Annotated in this window: 16 protein-coding genes; 8 read left to right on the top strand and 8 right to left on the bottom strand. The window is 63.9% G+C overall.

The genetic code is table 11. The features are described from left to right. Positions 1-169: 169 nt before the first annotated feature. Positions 170-301 carry a hypothetical protein gene (locus IVB18_RS51540; RefSeq protein WP_256476695.1) on the top strand — a complete coding sequence of 44 codons (132 nt, stop codon included), beginning with the start codon at positions 170-172 and terminating at the stop codon, positions 299-301. Between the two features lie 32 nt (positions 302-333). Continuing rightward, entirely contained in the window at positions 334-1,050 is a 717-nt protein-coding gene (locus IVB18_RS03830) for a hypothetical protein (RefSeq protein ID WP_247988012.1), read from the top strand. Positions 1,051-1,066: 16 nt separating this feature from the next. On the opposite strand, the gene IVB18_RS03825 is transcribed toward IVB18_RS03830, so the two are convergent. Beyond that, on the bottom strand, positions 1,067-1,696 hold the full coding sequence (locus IVB18_RS03825; RefSeq protein WP_247988011.1) for a glutathione S-transferase family protein: 630 nt from the start codon (positions 1,694-1,696) through the stop codon (positions 1,067-1,069). A gap of 146 nt (positions 1,697-1,842) precedes the next feature. Here IVB18_RS03825 and IVB18_RS03820 point away from each other — a divergent pair, with 146 nt between their 5' ends. Then, positions 1,843-2,262 carry a DUF6636 domain-containing protein gene (locus IVB18_RS03820; RefSeq protein ID WP_247988010.1) on the top strand — a complete coding sequence of 140 codons (420 nt, stop codon included), beginning with the start codon at positions 1,843-1,845 and terminating at the stop codon, positions 2,260-2,262. A gap of 29 nt (positions 2,263-2,291) precedes the next feature. Next, the gene (locus IVB18_RS03815) at positions 2,292-2,792 is read left to right on the top strand and encodes a hypothetical protein (RefSeq protein WP_247988009.1); all 501 of its coding nucleotides are present in this window, start codon (positions 2,292-2,294) and stop codon (positions 2,790-2,792) included. Positions 2,793-3,342: 550 nt separating this feature from the next. On the opposite strand, the gene IVB18_RS03810 is transcribed toward IVB18_RS03815, so the two are convergent. The 7 genes from IVB18_RS03810 to IVB18_RS03780 form a co-directional block, all read right to left on the bottom strand. After that, positions 3,343-4,383 carry an IS110 family transposase gene (locus tag IVB18_RS03810; RefSeq protein WP_247988008.1) on the bottom strand — a complete coding sequence of 347 codons (1,041 nt, stop codon included), beginning with the start codon at positions 4,381-4,383 and terminating at the stop codon, positions 3,343-3,345. A gap of 214 nt (positions 4,384-4,597) precedes the next feature. Further along, complete coding sequence (gene glpK / locus IVB18_RS03805; protein ID WP_247988007.1) at positions 4,598-6,103, bottom strand: glycerol kinase GlpK; 1,506 nt, start codon at positions 6,101-6,103, stop codon at positions 4,598-4,600. A gap of 269 nt (positions 6,104-6,372) precedes the next feature. Next, positions 6,373-7,146, bottom strand: coding sequence for an SDR family oxidoreductase (locus IVB18_RS03800; protein ID WP_247988006.1), 774 nt, complete (start codon positions 7,144-7,146; stop codon positions 6,373-6,375). 155 nt (positions 7,147-7,301) lie between these two features. After that, a complete protein-coding gene (gene pimD, locus IVB18_RS03795; RefSeq protein WP_247988005.1) occupies positions 7,302-8,444 on the bottom strand; it encodes a pimeloyl-CoA dehydrogenase small subunit in 1,143 nt (380 codons plus the stop codon). Between the two features lie 90 nt (positions 8,445-8,534). Beyond that, a complete protein-coding gene (pimC, locus tag IVB18_RS03790; protein ID WP_247988004.1) occupies positions 8,535-9,725 on the bottom strand; it encodes a pimeloyl-CoA dehydrogenase large subunit in 1,191 nt (396 codons plus the stop codon). A gap of 238 nt (positions 9,726-9,963) precedes the next feature. After that, entirely contained in the window at positions 9,964-11,646 is a 1,683-nt protein-coding gene (pimA, locus tag IVB18_RS03785) for a dicarboxylate--CoA ligase PimA (RefSeq protein WP_247988003.1), read from the bottom strand. A gap of 286 nt (positions 11,647-11,932) precedes the next feature. After that, positions 11,933-14,029, bottom strand: a complete 2,097-nt coding sequence (locus IVB18_RS03780) for a 3-hydroxyacyl-CoA dehydrogenase NAD-binding domain-containing protein (RefSeq protein ID WP_247988002.1) — start codon at positions 14,027-14,029, stop codon at positions 11,933-11,935. 129 nt (positions 14,030-14,158) lie between these two features. Here IVB18_RS03780 and IVB18_RS03775 point away from each other — a divergent pair, with 129 nt between their 5' ends. The 4 genes from IVB18_RS03775 to IVB18_RS03760 all read left to right on the top strand — a co-directional run bounded on the left by IVB18_RS03775 (position 14,159) and on the right by IVB18_RS03760 (position 17,490). After that, on the top strand, positions 14,159-15,025 hold the full coding sequence (locus tag IVB18_RS03775; RefSeq protein ID WP_247988001.1) for an IclR family transcriptional regulator: 867 nt from the start codon (positions 14,159-14,161) through the stop codon (positions 15,023-15,025). 66 nt (positions 15,026-15,091) lie between these two features. Next, a complete protein-coding gene (locus IVB18_RS03770) occupies positions 15,092-15,889 on the top strand; it encodes an ABC transporter ATP-binding protein (RefSeq protein WP_247988000.1) in 798 nt (265 codons plus the stop codon). Next, on the top strand, positions 15,886-16,599 hold the full coding sequence (locus IVB18_RS03765; protein ID WP_247987999.1) for an ABC transporter ATP-binding protein: 714 nt from the start codon (positions 15,886-15,888) through the stop codon (positions 16,597-16,599). The genes IVB18_RS03770 and IVB18_RS03765 overlap by 4 nt, the downstream gene beginning before the upstream one ends. Positions 16,600-16,611: 12 nt before the next feature. Continuing rightward, positions 16,612-17,490: a branched-chain amino acid ABC transporter permease gene (locus IVB18_RS03760; protein WP_247987998.1), complete on the top strand. Its 879-nt coding sequence runs from the start codon at positions 16,612-16,614 to the stop codon at positions 17,488-17,490. Positions 17,491-17,492: the final 2 nt, after the last annotated feature.

Here is a 17,492-nt window from a genome sequence, read left to right as displayed (position 1 = left end):
TGAACGCGCTCGTGCACAACCAAGACCGCTCGCAGTCCCACAACCCATCTCACCGGCTCGTGTGCGCGGGAACCGGGCACTGTGAACTCGATCACTTGTCCGCTCAACCTTGATTCGCTATTCTATCGGCGTACTACCTCAAACCGATGGTTTGTTTGGGATCGAGCATATGAAGCAGTTTATTGCACTGTTCGTCGCCGCGATCGCTCTTGTCGTGCTGCCAACGATTGTCGCCGCCGACTGTCCGAAAGGCTACGTGCCATGCGGCGAGCGAAATCAGTTGTGCTGCCCGGGAAAGTAGCCAGCCGCAAATGGCTTTGGCTTGGGAGCGGCGTGTTTGTCGCGATAGGCCTGGTGATGGCTGCAGCCTGGGTTGAATTCCCGCGAAAGAAGCAGACGATCACGGCCATCCTCTCCGAGACTGGATATTTCGAGGTCGTCCCGCCGAGCACGTTCGGCGGTCCCGGCACGATCAATACCATCGAATATCTGAGCAGCGGCCGGTTGGAACTGCATCCGACCTGCGATGTAAACCCCACACTGCTGGCCGGCAAGATCCAGAAATCACCGACCGTCGATCGGGACCTGAAGCAGTCGCTCGAGAAGAATCTCGACGTGTCCGCACAGGTCAGGGACAAGCTGTCGGCCGTGGCCGGGATGCAGCAGGTCGACTCGATTCATCTCAAACTCGAGAACGCCAACATTCTCCTGATTTCCGACGAATCGCTGATATCGACCCGGAATGCATTGTTGAAGGCCGAATGCGAGGACGCGATCACCCAGAACATTTCGAGCGGCGGCGTCGTTTGCCAGACCCGGTCCGTGCTGGAGGCCGATGTCGTCTACGAGATCAAATATCAGAACAAGATTTCGATGGAGGAGCGGGCCAAGCTGACATCCGAGATCGCAGCGAAGCTTGACCTCGATGCACACCAGGGGGCGGACGACAAGGTATCCGGCTCCCAATTGTTCTTCGGCATAAGGCTGTCGCCAAATCCGATCGTCCTGAAGTCCGCGACGGGCAAGTTCAAGCCCTGTACGCGGGAGTAGGATCGACGCAGCGCGTTCATCCCTTCGGCGGCGCCAGCGGCTGCACGATCTCCTGGAACGGGGCGAGCGCCTCGCAGCGATCGGCATGCGCGCTCAGCGCCGGGTAGCGCGAAGGCTCGAACAACTGCGGATGCGCCTCGCGGGTGAAGCGGACAACGCAGGCGACCGCGACGTCGGCGTGGCCGATGCGTTCACCCAGCCAGTACGGCGTCGTCACCTTGGCGCGCTCGGATTCCAGCACGCCGAGGACGTCCGCGATCTGCGCCTCACAGCGCTCGACCCACAGCGCAAGCTGCTCTTTCCGCAGCACGCGCTCGTAGACCAGGCTGACGGCCTTGTCGCCGAGGCCGGAGGCGAGCGCGCAGATGCGCAAGTGCCGCCGCCGCTCGACGCCGCTTCGTGGCAGCATCGCCTTCTCCGGCCCCACCAGCTCGTCGAGATAATCCAGAATGATCGTGCTCTCGATCAGCGCCTCGCCGTCGTCGAGCACCAAAGTCGGCACGCGACGCAGGGGATTATAGGGCGCGATCTTGTCGGCATCGCCAAAGGTCGACCACGGCCTGTGCTCGAAGGCGAGGCCATAAAACCTCAGCGCAATCGCGACGCGGCGGACGAAGGGGGAATCATATTGGCCGATCAGGAACATGGTTCTCGCTCTTCTCAGTCGTAGGACACGGCAGGGCCGGCCAGTTCATCGCGACTGCGCGCCGGCCGCAACAAAAATCTCGGCAATGGAGCGTTGCGCTCGCTGCAACGAAACGGAATCAATGGACGGCCGACCGGCCGGGAGTCTTGGCATGTACCCTGCGATCCCTCACCGTCCTCGCCCTGCTTGCCGCCGCGAGCTTCGCCCACGCGCAGGACCGTCCTATCGGCTTCCAGACGCCGTCGAAAAACATCGCCTGCCAGTTCTTCACCGACAACGGTCAAGGCGTGCTCCGCTGCGACATCATGAACATGGACACGCGCCCGCGACGGCCGGCGGATTGCGAACTCGAATGGGGCAACGCCTTCGAGATGAGCGCGAAAGGCAGCGCGGGACGCATCGGCGCCGGCGACACCATCATTGACCGATCACTGCCGGTGCTCGCCTATGGCGAGGTGTGGCAGCGCGCGGGATTCACCTGCCGGTCCGAGCAGACGGGGCTGACCTGCTTCAATGCGATGCAGCACGGGTTCTCGCTGGCACGGGCGGAGCAGAAGGTGTTTTGAGCATGCTTCGCTCGCTCTTGATCGTTTGCATGATGTCGATCACGATGGGCGCCGCACGGGGCCAGAACGACGTGACTGCTGACAAACTTCCCTCCTTCAGTATCTTGGGCGTCTACTCCTTCAGCACGGACAAGGTTGCCTATGCCCGCTTCATCCGGGAGTCGATCAACTCCAACGATCCGCCCAACTTCAGCGAAGAAGTGAAGACCATTCTGCGCAAGGCTGGCAGGGGTGATGAAATCGTGCCGCTGACCGCTGAAGAGCGGCAGGAGTGGGAAGACAACCTGCGGCACTATATGGACGATGCCGCGGTTCTCGAGGTGCTGGTGGCAAATCCGGACGCACGGTTCAATCCCCGTGACTTGGTTCAGGTCGATCCATCCAATCCCGGGAACCACGCGGAGATGGCTTGGGATGAGACTTTCCTGACGGCGGACGGTGAGATACCGACCACAAACAGAGGCTGCCCGCGGCGAAACAGTATCGAGTGGTGTTCGTCATCCATCGTTGGGAGCCCGGGCTTCCGCTGAGCTCAAGCTACGGAGAGCTTCAGCCTCCTCCCATGCAGCCGCTGCCCGAACGATTGTGGCGCCTCGCGCCGTACGATCTGCCGAAGTAAAATAGGCCCGTCGTCGCCGAGAATGCCTTTAACGAAACGCAAATGAGAGTGCCAGAACTTCAGGATATCCTGTCAGCGCGTCGCGTGCGGCCCAGCGCATGCAGCATTGACGGATTTGGCGCGGATGAGGAGCAATATCGGCTGGAGAGGTTCGGGAAGCCAATGGAATTGGCCTCGCACTCTCCCTTCGTAGATCCGGGACCCATATGTGGACGGCCCCCGTGGCACAAGAGCTTTTTGAGAGATCGGATCGCTTGCATCCATATGTCCGGCCTGTTGAGTGCGATGGATTAGATCGCTGGCCAAGATGGTTTGCGCGATGCGGGTTCCAAACAACCCGGCGACCTGCTGGCGGCCAATGGGTCCCACGGATTGTCTCGCATCGTTGCTCGATCGATCGCTCCATCTGCTCCTGCAGCTCCGGGTCGGCCGGCGAGCGAGCCCGCGGGTCGGCCAATCTGTTAGGCGGCCCCTGCCGCAGCGGCATTCAACCGCGCCGCATCGTAACTCTCTCCCGTCACCATGAGCTTCCAGGCGATGCGGGCCACCTTGTTGGCGAGCGCCACGGCCGCAAGCTTCGGCGGCTTGCGCGCAATCAGCGCCAGCAGCCAACGTGAGTGTTGGCCGCGGCCTCGTCGGGCCTGCTGGATCACGGCCGTGGCCCCGATCACGAGCAGCCGCCTCAAGTCCTCGTCGCCCGCCCGGGTGATCTTGCCAAGCCTGGTCTTGCCGGCGGTGGAGTGGTCCTTGGGCGTCAATCCCACCCAGGCCGCAAAGTGACGACCGGAGCGGAACGCCCGCGGATCCGGCGTCTTCATCACCAGCGCGGTGGCAACGATCGGACCGACCGAGGGGATCTGCGCCAAACGCCGGCCCATGGCATCGCCACGGTGCCAGGCCATCAGCCTGGCTTCGATCGCCTCCAGCTCGCTCTCGAGCTTGGCGCATTCGCGGCCCAGCACGACAAACAGCTCGCGCGCCAGGACGGGAAGCGTCTCGTCCTGCGCAATCTGCGCCAGCAACGGCTCGATCTTGTCCAGCCCCTTGGGCGCAATCAGGCCAAACTCCGCCGCATGGCCGCGGATCGTATTGGTCAACTGAGTGCGCCGGGCGATCAGCCCGTCGCGGATGCCCGTCAGCATCAATGCGGCCTGCTGCTCGGCGCTCTTCACCGGCACGAACCGCATGGTCGGTCGGCTCATCGCCTCGCACAGCCCTTCCGCGTCCCGTCCGTCGTTCTTGTTCCGCGACACGTAGGGCTTCACCAGTTGCGGCGCCATCAGCTTCACCTCGTGGCCGAGCTGGCGAAGCTCTCGCGCCCAATGTTGCGAAGCCCCGCAGGCCTCCATCCCGATCACGGTCGGCGGCAACTTGGTGAAGAACTCGAGCACCTGCTTGCGCGACAGCTTCTTGCGCAAGACCGGCCGCTCATCCTCATCAACCCCATGCAGCACAAAAATATACTTCGACGTATCCATTCCAATGCGGATAATCTGGTTCACGGGCGGCTCCTGCGAATGAGTTTCTGACAACCTCATTCTGGCACACTGATGCCGTAGGGGGCCGTCCACACCATCAACCACAGGATCAGGTTTGGCGAAGATAGGTCGTTCGGGATTAGCACCACTTGCGATCGATGGACCTCGCGGTATGGGTCCCGGCCCCCCGTGCGCAATTGCGCACTAGGCCGGGACGACAACGTGGAAAGAGGCGGGCTTATCCCTCCCCCTTATCACTCGCCAACACACCCTTCACTGCGCGCGCCCATCCCGCGAGCTTCCGCTCCCGCGTCGCCTGGCTCATGTTCGGCTTGAAGCGGTGCTCGAGGCGCCAGTTGTCGGCGAATTTTGTCGGCTCGGGATAGACGCCGGCCTGGAGGCCGGCGAGATAGGCGGCGCCCAGGGCCGTGGTCTCCTGGATCACGGGGCGATCGACGGGGGCGTCGAGCAGATCGGCGAGGCGCTGCATGGTCCAGTCGGATGCGGTCATGCCACCGTCGACGCGCAGCACGACGCTGGCCGTCTCCGAGCTCGGCCAGTCGGCGCGCATCGCGGCCCAGAGATCGAAAGTCTGGTAGCAGACGCTTTCGAGTGCGGCATGCGCTAGCTCGGCCGGGCCGGTGTTGCGGGTGAGGCCGAACAGCGCGCCGCGCACGCGCGGATTCCAATAGGGCGCGCCCATGCCGACGAAGGCCGGGACGAGATAGACGCTCTGCATGGAATCGGACTGGTCGGCGAGCGGGCCGGTCTCGGCGGCGTGCTTGATGATGCCGAGGCCGTCGCGCAGCCACTGCACCGCCGAGCCTGCGACGAAGATCGAGCCTTCGAGGGCGTAGGTGCGCTTTCCGCCGAGCTGGTAGGCGATGGTGGTGAGCAGCTTGTTTTTTGAGGCCACCGGCGTGGTGCCGGTGTTGAGCAGCGCGAAGCAGCCGGTGCCGTAGGTCGACTTCATCATGCCCGGGCGGAAGCAGGCTTGTCCAATCGTCGCGGCCTGCTGGTCGCCGGCGATGCCGGAGATCGCGATGGCGCCGCCGAAGAGATCAGGCACGCTCTCGCCGAAGCGGGCGGAAGAGTCCTTCACCTCGGGCAGCATCGAGCGCGGCACGCCGATGATTTCAAGCAGCTCGTCGTCCCACTGCCCGGTGTGGATGTTGAACAGCAGCGTGCGCGAGGCGTTGGTGGCGTCGGTGGCGTGCACCTTGCCGCCGGTGAGGCGCCAGAGCAGATAGCAATCGACGGTGCCGAACATCAGCTCGCCGCGCGCGGCACGCGCACGCGCGCCGGGGACGTGGTCGAGGATCCATGCGACCTTGGTGCCGGAGAAATAGGGATCGATGATCAGGCCGGTCTTCTCGGAGATCACCGGCTCGCGGCCGTCCGCCTTCAACTTCGCGCAGATGTCGGCGGTGCGGCGATCCTGCCAGACGATGGCGCGGTGCACGGCCTGCCCGGTGGCGCGGTCCCACACCACGGTGGTCTCACGCTGGTTGGTGATGCCGATCGCGGCGATGTCCTTTGCGGTGATGCCGGCCTTCTCGATCGCGTCGCGGCAGACCATCACCGTCGAGGTCCAGATGTCCTCCGGCTCGTGCTCGACCCAGCCCGAAGCCGGAAAGTGCTGCGGGAATTCCTGCTGCGCTCTGGACGCGATCGAGATGTCGCTGCGAAAGACGATGGCGCGCGAGGAGGTGGTGCCCTGGTCGATGGCGAGGACGAAAGACATGGAAGCTACCTTGGCGTTTCCCTAAGGGGGATCATTGTGTCGCGCCAAAGGGAGCGGATTAGGGCGGGAAGGTCAAGGCTGGGACAGGTGGTGCCACCATCCCTTCTCCCCTTGTGGGAGAAGGTGGCGCGAAGCGCCGGATGAGGGGTTTCTATCCGCGGAGAGCCATGTTCACGATGAGGGAGATCCACACGCGGAGACAGACCCCTCACCCGTCTCGCCGCTACGCGGCGATCCACCCTCTCCCACAAGGGGAGAGGGGAAGAAAGCTACACTGCCGCCGTGGTGACGCCGCCGTCGATGACGATGGTTTGTCCAGTCATGAAGCTCGACGCATCGGAGGCGAGGTAGGCGACGGCGCCGGCGATTTCGTCGGGTTCGCCGATGCGGCGAAGGGGTGTGGTGGCGGTGCGGCGCTTGAGGAGGGCTTCGTCTTCCCACAGCGCGCGGGCGAAATCGGTCTTGACGAGGCCGGGCGCGATGCAATTGACGCGGACGCCCTTCGGGCCCCATTCACCGGCGAGCGAGCGGCACAGCGCGAAATCTGCGGCTTTGGAGATGCCGTAGGCGCCGATCACGGTGGAGCCGCGCAAGCCGCCGATCGAGGAGATGATGACGACCGAGCCGCTACCGCGTTCGGCCATCTGCGGGATCGCGAGCGCGGAGAGCCAGATGTTGCTCTTGACGTTACTGCCCATGATCTTGTCGAAAGCTTCGTCGGTGATGTCGAGCAGCGGGCCGTAATACGGGTTCACCGCGGCGTTGCAGACGAGGATGTCGATCTTGCCGTAGTGCCTGGTTGCGCCTGCGATCAGCGCCTCGACCTCGTCTTTGCGGGCGATGTTGCAGGGGATGACGATGGCATCGCCGCCGGCAGCATTAATGCCGTCCGCGACTTCCTTGCAGGCCTCCGCTTTGCGCGAGGAGATCACGACCTTGGCGCCGAGTTTTGCGAGCAATTCGGCGGAGGAGCGGCCGATGCCGCGGCTGGAGCCGGTGACGATTGCAACTTTTCCGGTGAGATCGAACGGGGTGTTTTTCATTGTTGTTGGCTTCCGCTGTTTCCGCTTGTTCTGTCGTCATCGCCCGGCTTGACCGGGCGATCCAGTATTGCAGAGGCAGCGCGGCCAGAACCGAGGAGCCGCGGCGTACTGGATCCCCCGCCTTCGCGGGGGATGACAGCCACCGCTACCGTGGATCAGATCAACCCGCCACCATCCGCCACGCGACGCTGGTGATAGTCGGTGTCGCCAAAGCTGTTTTCGATCATGGTCAGGCGCTTGAAGTAGTGGCCGATCTTCGCCTCCATGGTCATGCCGATGCCGCCGTGGAGTTGGATCGCCTGCTGGCCGACGAATTTCAGCGACTTGCCTATCTGCACCTTGGCCGCGGCGATCGCGTTGGAGCGCTCCTTGGCGTCCTCGAAATCGCCCGCCATGGTCGCGAACATCGACATCGAGCGGGCCTGCTCGGCGGCGACGAACATGTCGGAGGCGCGGTGCTGAAGCGACTGGAACGAGCCAATCGCGACGCCGAACTGTTTGCGTGTCTTGATGTACTCGACGGTGGTCTTGAGCGACTCGTCCATCAGGCCCACCGCCTCGGCGCAGAGCGCGACGCGGGCTTCGTCCACCACGCGTTCGATCAGCGCAAGCGAGTCGTCGGGATTGCCGAGCGCAGCATCCGCGCCGACCTCGACGCCGGTGAAGGTAATGTCGGCGGCGTGCAGGCCGTCCTGGGTCGGATACGACTTCTTGGTCACGCCCTTGGCGTTCGCCGGCACCAGGAACACGCCGATGCCGCTCTTGTCGCGTCGGTCACCCTTGGTGCGCGCGGTGACTAGAAGCGTGTCGGCGTTCTCGCCGTTGAGCACGACGAATTTCTCGCCGTCGATCACCCAACCGTCGCCCTTCTTCTTGGCCGTCGTGGTGACGTCGAAGAGATCGTAGCGCGAATTCTTCTCGAGCTGGGCAAACGCCAGCGTCTTGCTGCCGTCGACGATGCCGGGCACGTGAGCCGCCTTCTGCGCATCGGTGCCGGCATGACGGAGGAAGCCGCCGCCGATCACCACGGTCGCGAGATAAGGCTCGAGCACGAGAGCCTTGCCGAGCGCTTCCATCACGATCATGGTCTCGACGCCGCCGCCGCCGAAGCCGCCATCGGCCTCCGCGAAGGGCAGACCGAGCAGGCCCTGATCGGCGAGCTTGAGCCAGACGGCTTTGCTCCAGCCGCCCTTCTCCTTCATGTATTTCTTGCGGCTCTCGAAATCATAGGAATCGGTCAGCAGGCCGTCGATGCTGTCCTTGAGAAGCCGCTGCTCCTCGTTCAAATCAAAATCCATCTCTGTTTCCTCAAGTAACAAGTCTCTGCGCGGAGAGAGGCCCCTCACCCCAACCCTCTCCCCGCGAAGAGCGGGGAGAGGGAGGAGAGGTCACAACCCCAGCACCGCCTTGGCGATGATGTTGCGCTGGATCTCGTTGGAGCCGCCGTAGATCGAGACCTTGCGGTTGTTGAAGTAGCTCGGCGCGATCTGGGCGGTCCAGTCCATGGCTTCGTTCGAGCCGTCGTCGCCGTGCACGTCGTAGGGCGCGGCGAACGGGCCGATCACTTCCATCAGCAGTTCGGTCGTGGTCTGCTGGATCTCGGAGCCCTTGATCTTCAGCACGGACGACGCCGGATTGGGCTTGCCCTTGCCGTGCTTGCCTTCGTCCGCGACGACGCGGAGTTGGGTCAGCTCGAGCGCCTTCAGCTCGATCTCGCAAGCGGCGAGCTTCTCGCGGAACGCGGCGTCCTGGATGATCGGCTTGCCGCCGGATTCGACCTTGGAGGCCAAGTCGCGAATACGACGCAGCCGCTCCTTGGAGACGCCGACCCGGGCGATGCCGGTGCGCTCATTGCCGAGCAGGAATTTTGCGTAGTCCCAGCCCTTGTTCTCCTCGCCGATCAGGTTCTCGACGGGCACCTCGACGTCGTCGAAGAACACTTCGTTGACCTCGACGCCGCCGTCGATGGTCTGGATCGGACGCACCGTGACGCCCTTCGACTTCATGCTGAAGACGATGAAGGAGATACCCATCTGCTTCTTGGCGCTGGGATCGGTGCGGCAGAGGCAGAAGATCATGTCGGCGTGCTGCGCCAGCGTGGTCCAGGTCTTCTGGCCGTTGATGATCCACTTGTCGCCCTTGCGCTCGGCTTTGGTCTTGAGCGAGGCAAGGTCGGAGCCGGAGCCGGGCTCGGAGAAGCCCTGGCACCACCAATCGTCGACATTGGCGATGCGCGGCAGATACTGCTTCTTCTGCTCTTTATTGCCGAAGGTGTAGATGACAGGGCCGACCATGCTGACGCCGAAGGCGAGCGGCTGCGGCGCCGGATAGGACTGCAGCTCCTCGTTGAAGATGTAGTGCTGCACGGATGTCCAGCCGGTGCCGCCATATTGTTTGGGCCAGTGGCTGGTGCCCCAACCCTTCTTGTTGAGGATACGCCACCACGTCACCATCTCGTCCTTCGAGAGGTGACGGCCCTCGACCAGCTTGCGCCGCGTGTCCGGCGGTACGTTGCCGCGGAAGAACTCCCGCACTTCCTCGCGAAACGCCTGCTCTTCTTTCGTGAATGCGAGATCCATCGGATCCTCCTCTGAGCTTCCCTTGTCGTCCCGGCGAAGGCCGGGACCCATAACCACTAATCGTCGTTGTCTCGCGAAGGCGATTGCCGTCTGTGCCCCGAACTCCGGCTGCGGAGTATGGGTCCCGGCCTTCGCCGGGACGACGACTACTGCAACACCTCAAACAAACCCGCCGCGCCCATGCCGCGGTAGGCCTTGCCGATCGGGGTGCGGGCGGTGGAAACGATGACGGCGTCGGTCAAGAGCGACCTCCTGATGCGAATTGGGTGGGTTGTGACGGTTTCTGCTGCTGGCGCAATTCGTGGCGCGACAGCTTACCGACCGGCGTGCGCGGCAGATCGTCGACGAACTCGACCTCTGCGGGCAATTCGTGCTTGCCGAGCTTGCCGGTGAGCTGCGCGCGCAGCTCGTCGAGCGAGAACGGCTTCGCGTCCGGCCTGAGCTTGATGAAGGCCTTGGCGGCCTCGCCGCGATACTGGTCGGGAATGCCGAGCACGATCACCTCGTGCACGCCGGCAATGGTGTAGATCGCCTGCTCGATCATCTGCGGATAGACGTTGAAGCCGCCGGAGATGATCATGTCCTTCTTGCGGTCGACCAGGAAGAAATAGCCGTCCGCGTCGACGTAGCCGATGTCTCCGGTGAGGAAGCGGCCGTCGGCAAAGGATTCTACGGATTCCTTCGGCTTGTTCCAATAGCCCCTGGTGACGTTCGGGCCCTTGATGCGGATCTCGCCGACTTCGCCTGATGGCAGTACCTTCGTCGGATTGTCCAGCGCGACGACGTCGAGCTCGATGCCGGGCAGCATCAGGCCGATCGAGCCGGGCTTGTCCGGTCCTGTCGGCGGATGGCCGGTGCCGGGCGAGCAGGTCTCGGTCATGCCCCAGCCGCTTTTCAGCTTCTTGCCGATCTTGCGCTCGAAGAAGTTGGCGATCTCCACCGGCAGCGGCGCGCCGCCGGAGCCGATGGTGGCAAGCGAGGAGAAGTCGCGCTTGTCGAGATCGGGCAGGGCCGCGATCGCGATCCACATCGTCGGCACGCCCGGGAAGTACGTCGCGTGCTTGATTTCGATGTCGCGCATCACCGCTTCGACATCAAAACGCTGATGGAGCGAGATCAGATTGCCGCGGCTGAGCGAGGACAACAGCACGACCGTGAGCGCGTAGATGTGGAACAGCGGCAGCACGCAGATCACGCGCTCGATGATTTCGCCGCGGGTCGCACGCGACGGCTTGCCCCAGACGTCGTAGATCGACACGGCCGAGGTGAGGTTGCCGTGCGTGAGCATCGCCCCCTTGGGCAGGCCGGTGGTGCCGCCGGTATATTGCAGCAGCGCGACGTCATCCGCCGTCATCTGCGGCCACTGCGCCGGCGCGGCGGCGCCCTCGACGAAGGTTTTGAAGGTGACGATGCGGGGATCGGCGGGGATCGCGGCCTGCGGCGTGCCGACCTTGCCCCAATTGTCGTCCTCGCAGACGACCAGGCGGTCGATCAGGCCCTTCTCAAGAAACTTCAGCGCGGTCGGCAGCAATGCCGCAAGGTTCGAGGTGACCAGCACCCGCGAGCCGGAATCCGAGACCTTGTGCGTCAGCGCGATCTCGCCGTCGAGCGGGGAGAGATGCGCAACGCGGGCGCCGGCCTTGAGCGCGCCGAAGAAACTCACGGGATGATCGGGCGTGTTGCCGAGGAACAGCGCGATGGAGCTGTTCTTGCCGTAGCCGGCACGAAGGAACGCCGCGGCGGCGCGCTCGGCCATCCCGGCGAGTTCGGTGTAGCTGATCGGACGATCGCGAAACTCCAGCGCGGTGCGCGGGCCGTAATCGGCGGCAGCTTTCGACAAGAGGTCGGGAAGCGTGCCCTGGACGATGGTGTCGTCCCAACGCACGCCCTCGGGGTAAAACTGTTCGCCGGGGTGAGTCATAGGCGACCGATACTGTGCAAAGTTGTCGCGACAGATTCGCGTGAGGTGGGCACAAGGGGAAGGGCTCCCTTCCCCCTTGCGGGGAAGGGTTGGGGAAGGCGGTAGCCGCAAACACTGACCTCGCCCGGGGCTACCCCCCTCCCTGACCCTCCCCCGCCGCAAGTCGGGCCTGCCCGACTTGCGTCTTTTGAGGATGCGCAACCGGGGTAAACCCCGGTTGCGTGGGGGAGGGAACGGAGAGAGCGTCCCCCGGAACGAGACATCGTGGCCACCGAGCCCAATTCCATCACGCCGCCTTCGATGCCGCCGCCAGCGACGCGAACGTCTTGCCTTCGGCGGCGAGCTTCTTCAAGAGCGGCGCGGGCTCGAGGCTGGGGTCGTTGGTCTCCTTGGCGTAGAACGACAGGCGATCGGCGATGTGCTTGAGGCCGACGGTGTCGGCCCAGAACATCGGGCCGCCGCGGTAGATCGGCCAGCCATAGCCATAGAGCCAGACCACGTCGATGTCGGAGGGACGCGCCGCGATGCCTTCTTCCAGGATCTTCGCGCCCTCGTTGATCATCGGATACATCATGCGCTCGAGGATCTCATCGTCGCTGACGATGCGCTTCTTGCGACCGAGACGGAGCAGCGTTTCGTCGATCAGCTTCTCGACCTCGGGATCGGGCAGCGCCGAGCGGGAGCCGGCTTCATACTTGTAGTAGCCCTTGCCGGTCTTCTGGCCGAAGCGGCCAGCTTCGCAGAGCGCATCCGCGATTTCTGATTTGATGCCGCGGTCCTTGCGCGAACGCCAGCCAATGTCGAGACCGGCGAGATCGCCCATCGCGAACGGGCCCATCGGCATGCCGAACTTGGTAACGACGGCATCGACCTGCTGCGGCAAGGCACCTTCGAATAGCAGCTTCTCGGACTGCTTGCCGCGCTGGGCCAGCATGCGGTTGCCGACAAAGCCGTCGCAGACGCCGACCACGGCCGGCACTTTCGCGATCTTGCGCGCGATGTTCACGGCGGTGACCAGCGCGTCCGGCGCGGTCTTGTCGGCGCGCACGATCTCGCACAGCTTCATGACGTTGGCGGGCGAGAAGAAGTGCATGCCGAGCACGTCCTGCGGACGCTTGGTCGACTTCGCGATCTCGTCGATGTTGAGATAGGAGGTGTTGGAGGCGAGCACGGCGCCCGGCTTGACGTATTGGTCGAGCTTGCCGAACACTTCCTTCTTCACCGCCATGGTCTCGAACACGGCTTCGATCACCAGGTCAGCATCCCCGACGTTCTCGATGCCGACGACGCCGTTGATCAGCGCCATGCGCTTGGCGGGCGCGTCCGCCGGAATGCCGCCGCGCGCCGCGGTCGCTTCCCAGTTCTTCTGCATGATGCCAAGGCCGCGCTTGAGCTGCTCCTCGCCGGTCTCGATCAGGGTGACGGGAACGCCGGCATTGGCAAACGACATCGCGATGCCGCCGCCCATGGTGCCGGCGCCGAGGATGGCGACGCGGTTGACGGTGCGCGACTTGGTGCCCTCGGGCACACCGGCGATCTTGGCGGCCTCGCGCTCGGCGAAGAAGGCATAGCGCTGCGCCTTGGACTGGTCGCTGGCGACGAGCTTGAGGAAGCCCTCGCGCTCCTTCTTCAGGCCCTCGTCGAACGGCAGGTCGATGGCGTAGCCGACCGCGTCGGCCGCCGCGAACGGCGCTTCCAGGCCGCGCGACTTCTTGGTCATGGCGGCAACGGCATTGGTGAAGATCGAGCGGTCGGCCTTGGCCGCCGCAATCTTGGAATCGTCGTCGCGCAGGCGGCGCAGCGGACGCTTCTCGGCCAGCAGCTTGCGCACGAAGGCTTCGCCGCCCGAGGCCGGACCTTCGACGATCTCCTCGATCAGGCCGTTCTTCAGCGCTTCCGCAGCGCCGATCGGATCACCGCCGACGATCATCTTGACCGCGAGTTCCGGCCCGACCGCGCGCGGCAGGCGCTGGGTGCCGCCGGCGCCCGGCAGCAGGCCGAGCTTGACCTCGGGCAGGCCGAGCTTTGCCTCTTTGGTCGCCACGCGGAAATGACAGGCGAGCGCGACCTCGAGGCCACCGCCGAGCGCGGTGCCGTGAATTGCGGCAACGACGGGCTTCGGTGAATTCTCGATTTCGGCCAGCACTTCATTGAGGCCCGGCGGCTTCGGCGGCTTGCCGAATTCGGTGATGTCGGCCCCGGCGATGAAGGTACGGCCGGCGCAGGTCAGCACGATGCCCTTGATCGCGGGATCGGCGACCGCGGCCTTGACGCACTCGAGAATACCGCCGCGGACCGCGGCGCTCAGCGCGTTGACCGGAGGGCTGTTGACCGTGACGATCCCGACTTCGTCATGACGCTCAAGCTTGACCACTTCGCTCACGGTGTCCCTCCTTGGTGGGGATTAACTTTTATTCGATTTCGCAGTGCGGAATTTAATTCCGCATCTTGACGGCAGGGTTATTTTGAAGCACGTGGCTTGTCAACGACTCCGCGCAAGAGCAGATCAGGGATGAAGCGTACAGGAAAGAAGACTGCGACCGATCGGAATTTCGTCGTCGCGCTTTCCCGCGGACTTGATGTATTGCGCGCATTCCAACCCAGCGACGGACTTCTCGGCAATCAGGAGATCGCGGCCCGTACCAACCTGCCCAAGCCAACCATCTCGCGATTGACCTACACATTGACGAAGCTCGGTTATCTGACGCCGGTTCCCCGCTTCGAGAAGTATCAGCTTGCGCCTGCCGCGATGGCGCTTGGCTACGCGGCGCTAGCCAATCTCGGCGTTCGGCATTTGTCCGAACCGTTTCGCGAGGACATGATGCGTGCGACCGGCGGCGCGGTCGCGATCGGCGGTCGCGACCGCCACAGCATGATCTATTTCGGCCAGAGCCGCGGCAGCGAGACGGTCGGTGTTCAACTTGACGTCGGCTCTCGCGTGCCGATTGCAACCAGCGCGATGGGTCGCGCCTATTTCTGGGCGCTCGACGAAGGTGATCGCGCAGAACTGTCGCGCGTTCTGCGCGAACATTACGGCAGCCGCTGGCCCAAGATGCGCGACGGACTGGAACGTTCCGGCGAAACCGTCGCGAAACACGGCTTTGCGATTTCGGTCGGCGACTGGCACGACGATATCGGCGCCGCCGGAGTCGCGCTCAAACTGAACGACGGAACCGGTCCCTACGCCTTCAACTGCGGCGCACCGGCATTCCGTTTCACGGAAGAGCGATTGATCACTGACATTGGACCGCGTCTGCTGACGATGGTAAGGAACATCGAAGCGGCACTCGGGGGTCTGATGCCGCATTCAAAAAAACAAGACAGCAAAAAGCTGAAATCAGGAGGAAAAGTTGCGCGTGTGGCCGAGGGGATCAGATAGCTCTTGTCATTGCAGGGACCGGTTCGCACCGCCCCTCCGCCCACTGAACAACGTGGGCGAGACGAGATGACGCAGGCACAGCTCGCGCAGGGGACATCGCCCCTGCTCGCGGTTCGCGACGTCAGCGTCGTGTTCGGCGGCATCGTTGCGCTCAACGGCGTGTCGTTTGACATGCACAAGGGCCAGATCCTGGGATTGATCGGCCCGAACGGCGCCGGCAAGACCACGCTCTTCAATTGCCTGTCCCGGCTTTATCAGCCGTCGTCCGGCGACATCCTGATGGAGGGCGTGAGCATCCTGTCGCGGCCTCCGCACCGGATCGCCGAGATCGGCATCGGCCGCACCTTCCAGAACGTGGCGCTGTTTCCGAACCTCTCGGTGATGGACAATGTCCGCGTCGGTGCGCATTCGAAGACCTCGAGCGACATCATCAGCGACTCGCTGAAACTCGCCTGGGTCCGGCGCAGCGAGACCAGCGTCAACAACAAGGTGCACGAGATCCTCGCTTATCTCAAACTCGAGGACGTCGCCCACACCATCGTGTCCGGCCTGCCTTTCGGCACGCAGAAGCGCGTCGAATTGGCGCGGGCACTCGCGGCCGATCCGAAGATCCTCTTGCTCGACGAGCCGGCCGGCGGCCTCAACCATGAGGAAGTCTATGTGCTCGGCGACCTCATCCGCCGCATCCGCGATGACCGCCACATGACCGTGCTGCTGGTCGAGCACCACATGGGTCTCGTGATGTCGATCGCCGACCACGTCGTCGCGCTGAACTTCGGCAAGAAGCTTGCGGAAGGCACGCCCGCCCAGGTGCAGGCCGATCCCGACGTCATCAAGGCCTATCTCGGGAGCAAGGACCAATGACGACGCTGCTCAACGTCAAGGACCTGCGCGCCTATTACGGCCAGGTCCAAGCGCTCCACGGCCTGTCCTTCTCACTCAGCGAAGGTTCGCTGACGACGCTTTTGGGCGCCAACGGCGCCGGCAAGACCACCACGCTGCGCGCGATCTGCAACATGGTGCGCTCCACCGGCGGGATCGAGTTCGACGGCAAGCCGCTGAACAACCGCTCCACCGAGAGCATCGTGCGGTTCGGCATCGCTCACGTGCCGCAGGGCCGCGGCACCTTCACCACCATGACGGTGGAGGAGAACCTCCAGCTTGGCGCCATCACCCGCAAGGATAGTGCCAGCATCGTCTCCGACATCGAGCGCATGTATGCGCATTTCCCGGTCTTGAAGCAGCGGCATACCCAGCAGGCCGGCACGCTCTCCGGCGGCGAGCAGCAGATGCTCGCGGTCGCCCGCGCGCTGATGCTGCGGCCGCGCCTGATGCTGCTGGACGAGCCGTCCTTCGGCCTCGCGCCGCTGGTCGTTCGCGACCTGTTCGGCATCCTCGGCAAGATCAATCGCGAGGACAAGGTGTCGATCCTGGTGGTCGAGCAGAACGCCCAACTCGCGCTCGAACTCGCCGACCATGCGTACGTGATCGAGACCGGCCGCATCGTGATGTCGGGCAACGCCAAGGACATCGCGAACAACGAAGAAATCCGCAAATCCTATCTGGGTTACTGAGGAGCCGGCACGATGGAGCTTTTCACCAACCAAGTCCTGGCTGGGATTGCCACCGGCGCAATCTACGCCTGCATGGCGCTCGCCGTCGTCATGATCTACCAGGCGATCGACCATCTCAACTTCGCGCAAGGCGAGATGGCGATGTTCTCGACCTTCATCTCCTGGCAGTTGATGCAGTGGGGCATACCCTATTGGGCCGCCTTCGTGCTCACGCTGGCCCTTTCCTTCGTCGGCGGCATCGCGATCGAGCGCATTTTGTTCAAGCCGCTCGCCAAGGCGCCGATCCTGACCAACGTTGCCGGCTTCATCGCGCTGTTTGCGATCATCAACTCCTCGGCCGGCCTGATCTGGGACTTCACCATCAAGCAGTATCCGACCCCGTTCGGCTCCGCGCCGTTCCTGGGCAGCCAGCTGATCTCGACCCATCAGGCCGGCATGATTGGCGTCACCGTGCTGCTCTTGCTCGGCCTCTATTTCTTCTTCCAGTACACCAAGATCGGCCTCGCCATGCGCGCCGCCGCGTCGGTGCCTGAATCGGCGCGTCTCGTCGGCATCAACACCTCCTGGATGATTGCGCTGGGCTGGGGCATGGCATCCGCGATCGGCGCGATCGCCGGCATGCTGATCGCTCCCGTCGTGTTCCTGGAGCCCAACATGATGGGCGGCGTGCTGATCTACGGCTTCGCCGCGGCCGTGCTCGGCGGACTGACCAGCCCGTTCGGCGCCGTTGTCGGCGGCTTCCTGGTCGGAGTCTTCGAGAACCTCGCCGGCACCTACATCCCCGGCGTCGGCAACGAGCTGAAACTTCCGATCGCGCTCGCGCTGATCATCTCCGTCCTGGTCGTCAAACCCGCTGGCCTGTTCGGCCGGCAAATCGTCAAGCGAGTTTGATC

This window comes from Bradyrhizobium sp. 186 (genome assembly GCF_023101685.1).
Classification (GTDB): Bacteria; Pseudomonadota; Alphaproteobacteria; order Rhizobiales; family Xanthobacteraceae; genus Bradyrhizobium.
This window is presented reverse-complemented; position numbering and strand designations above follow the sequence as displayed.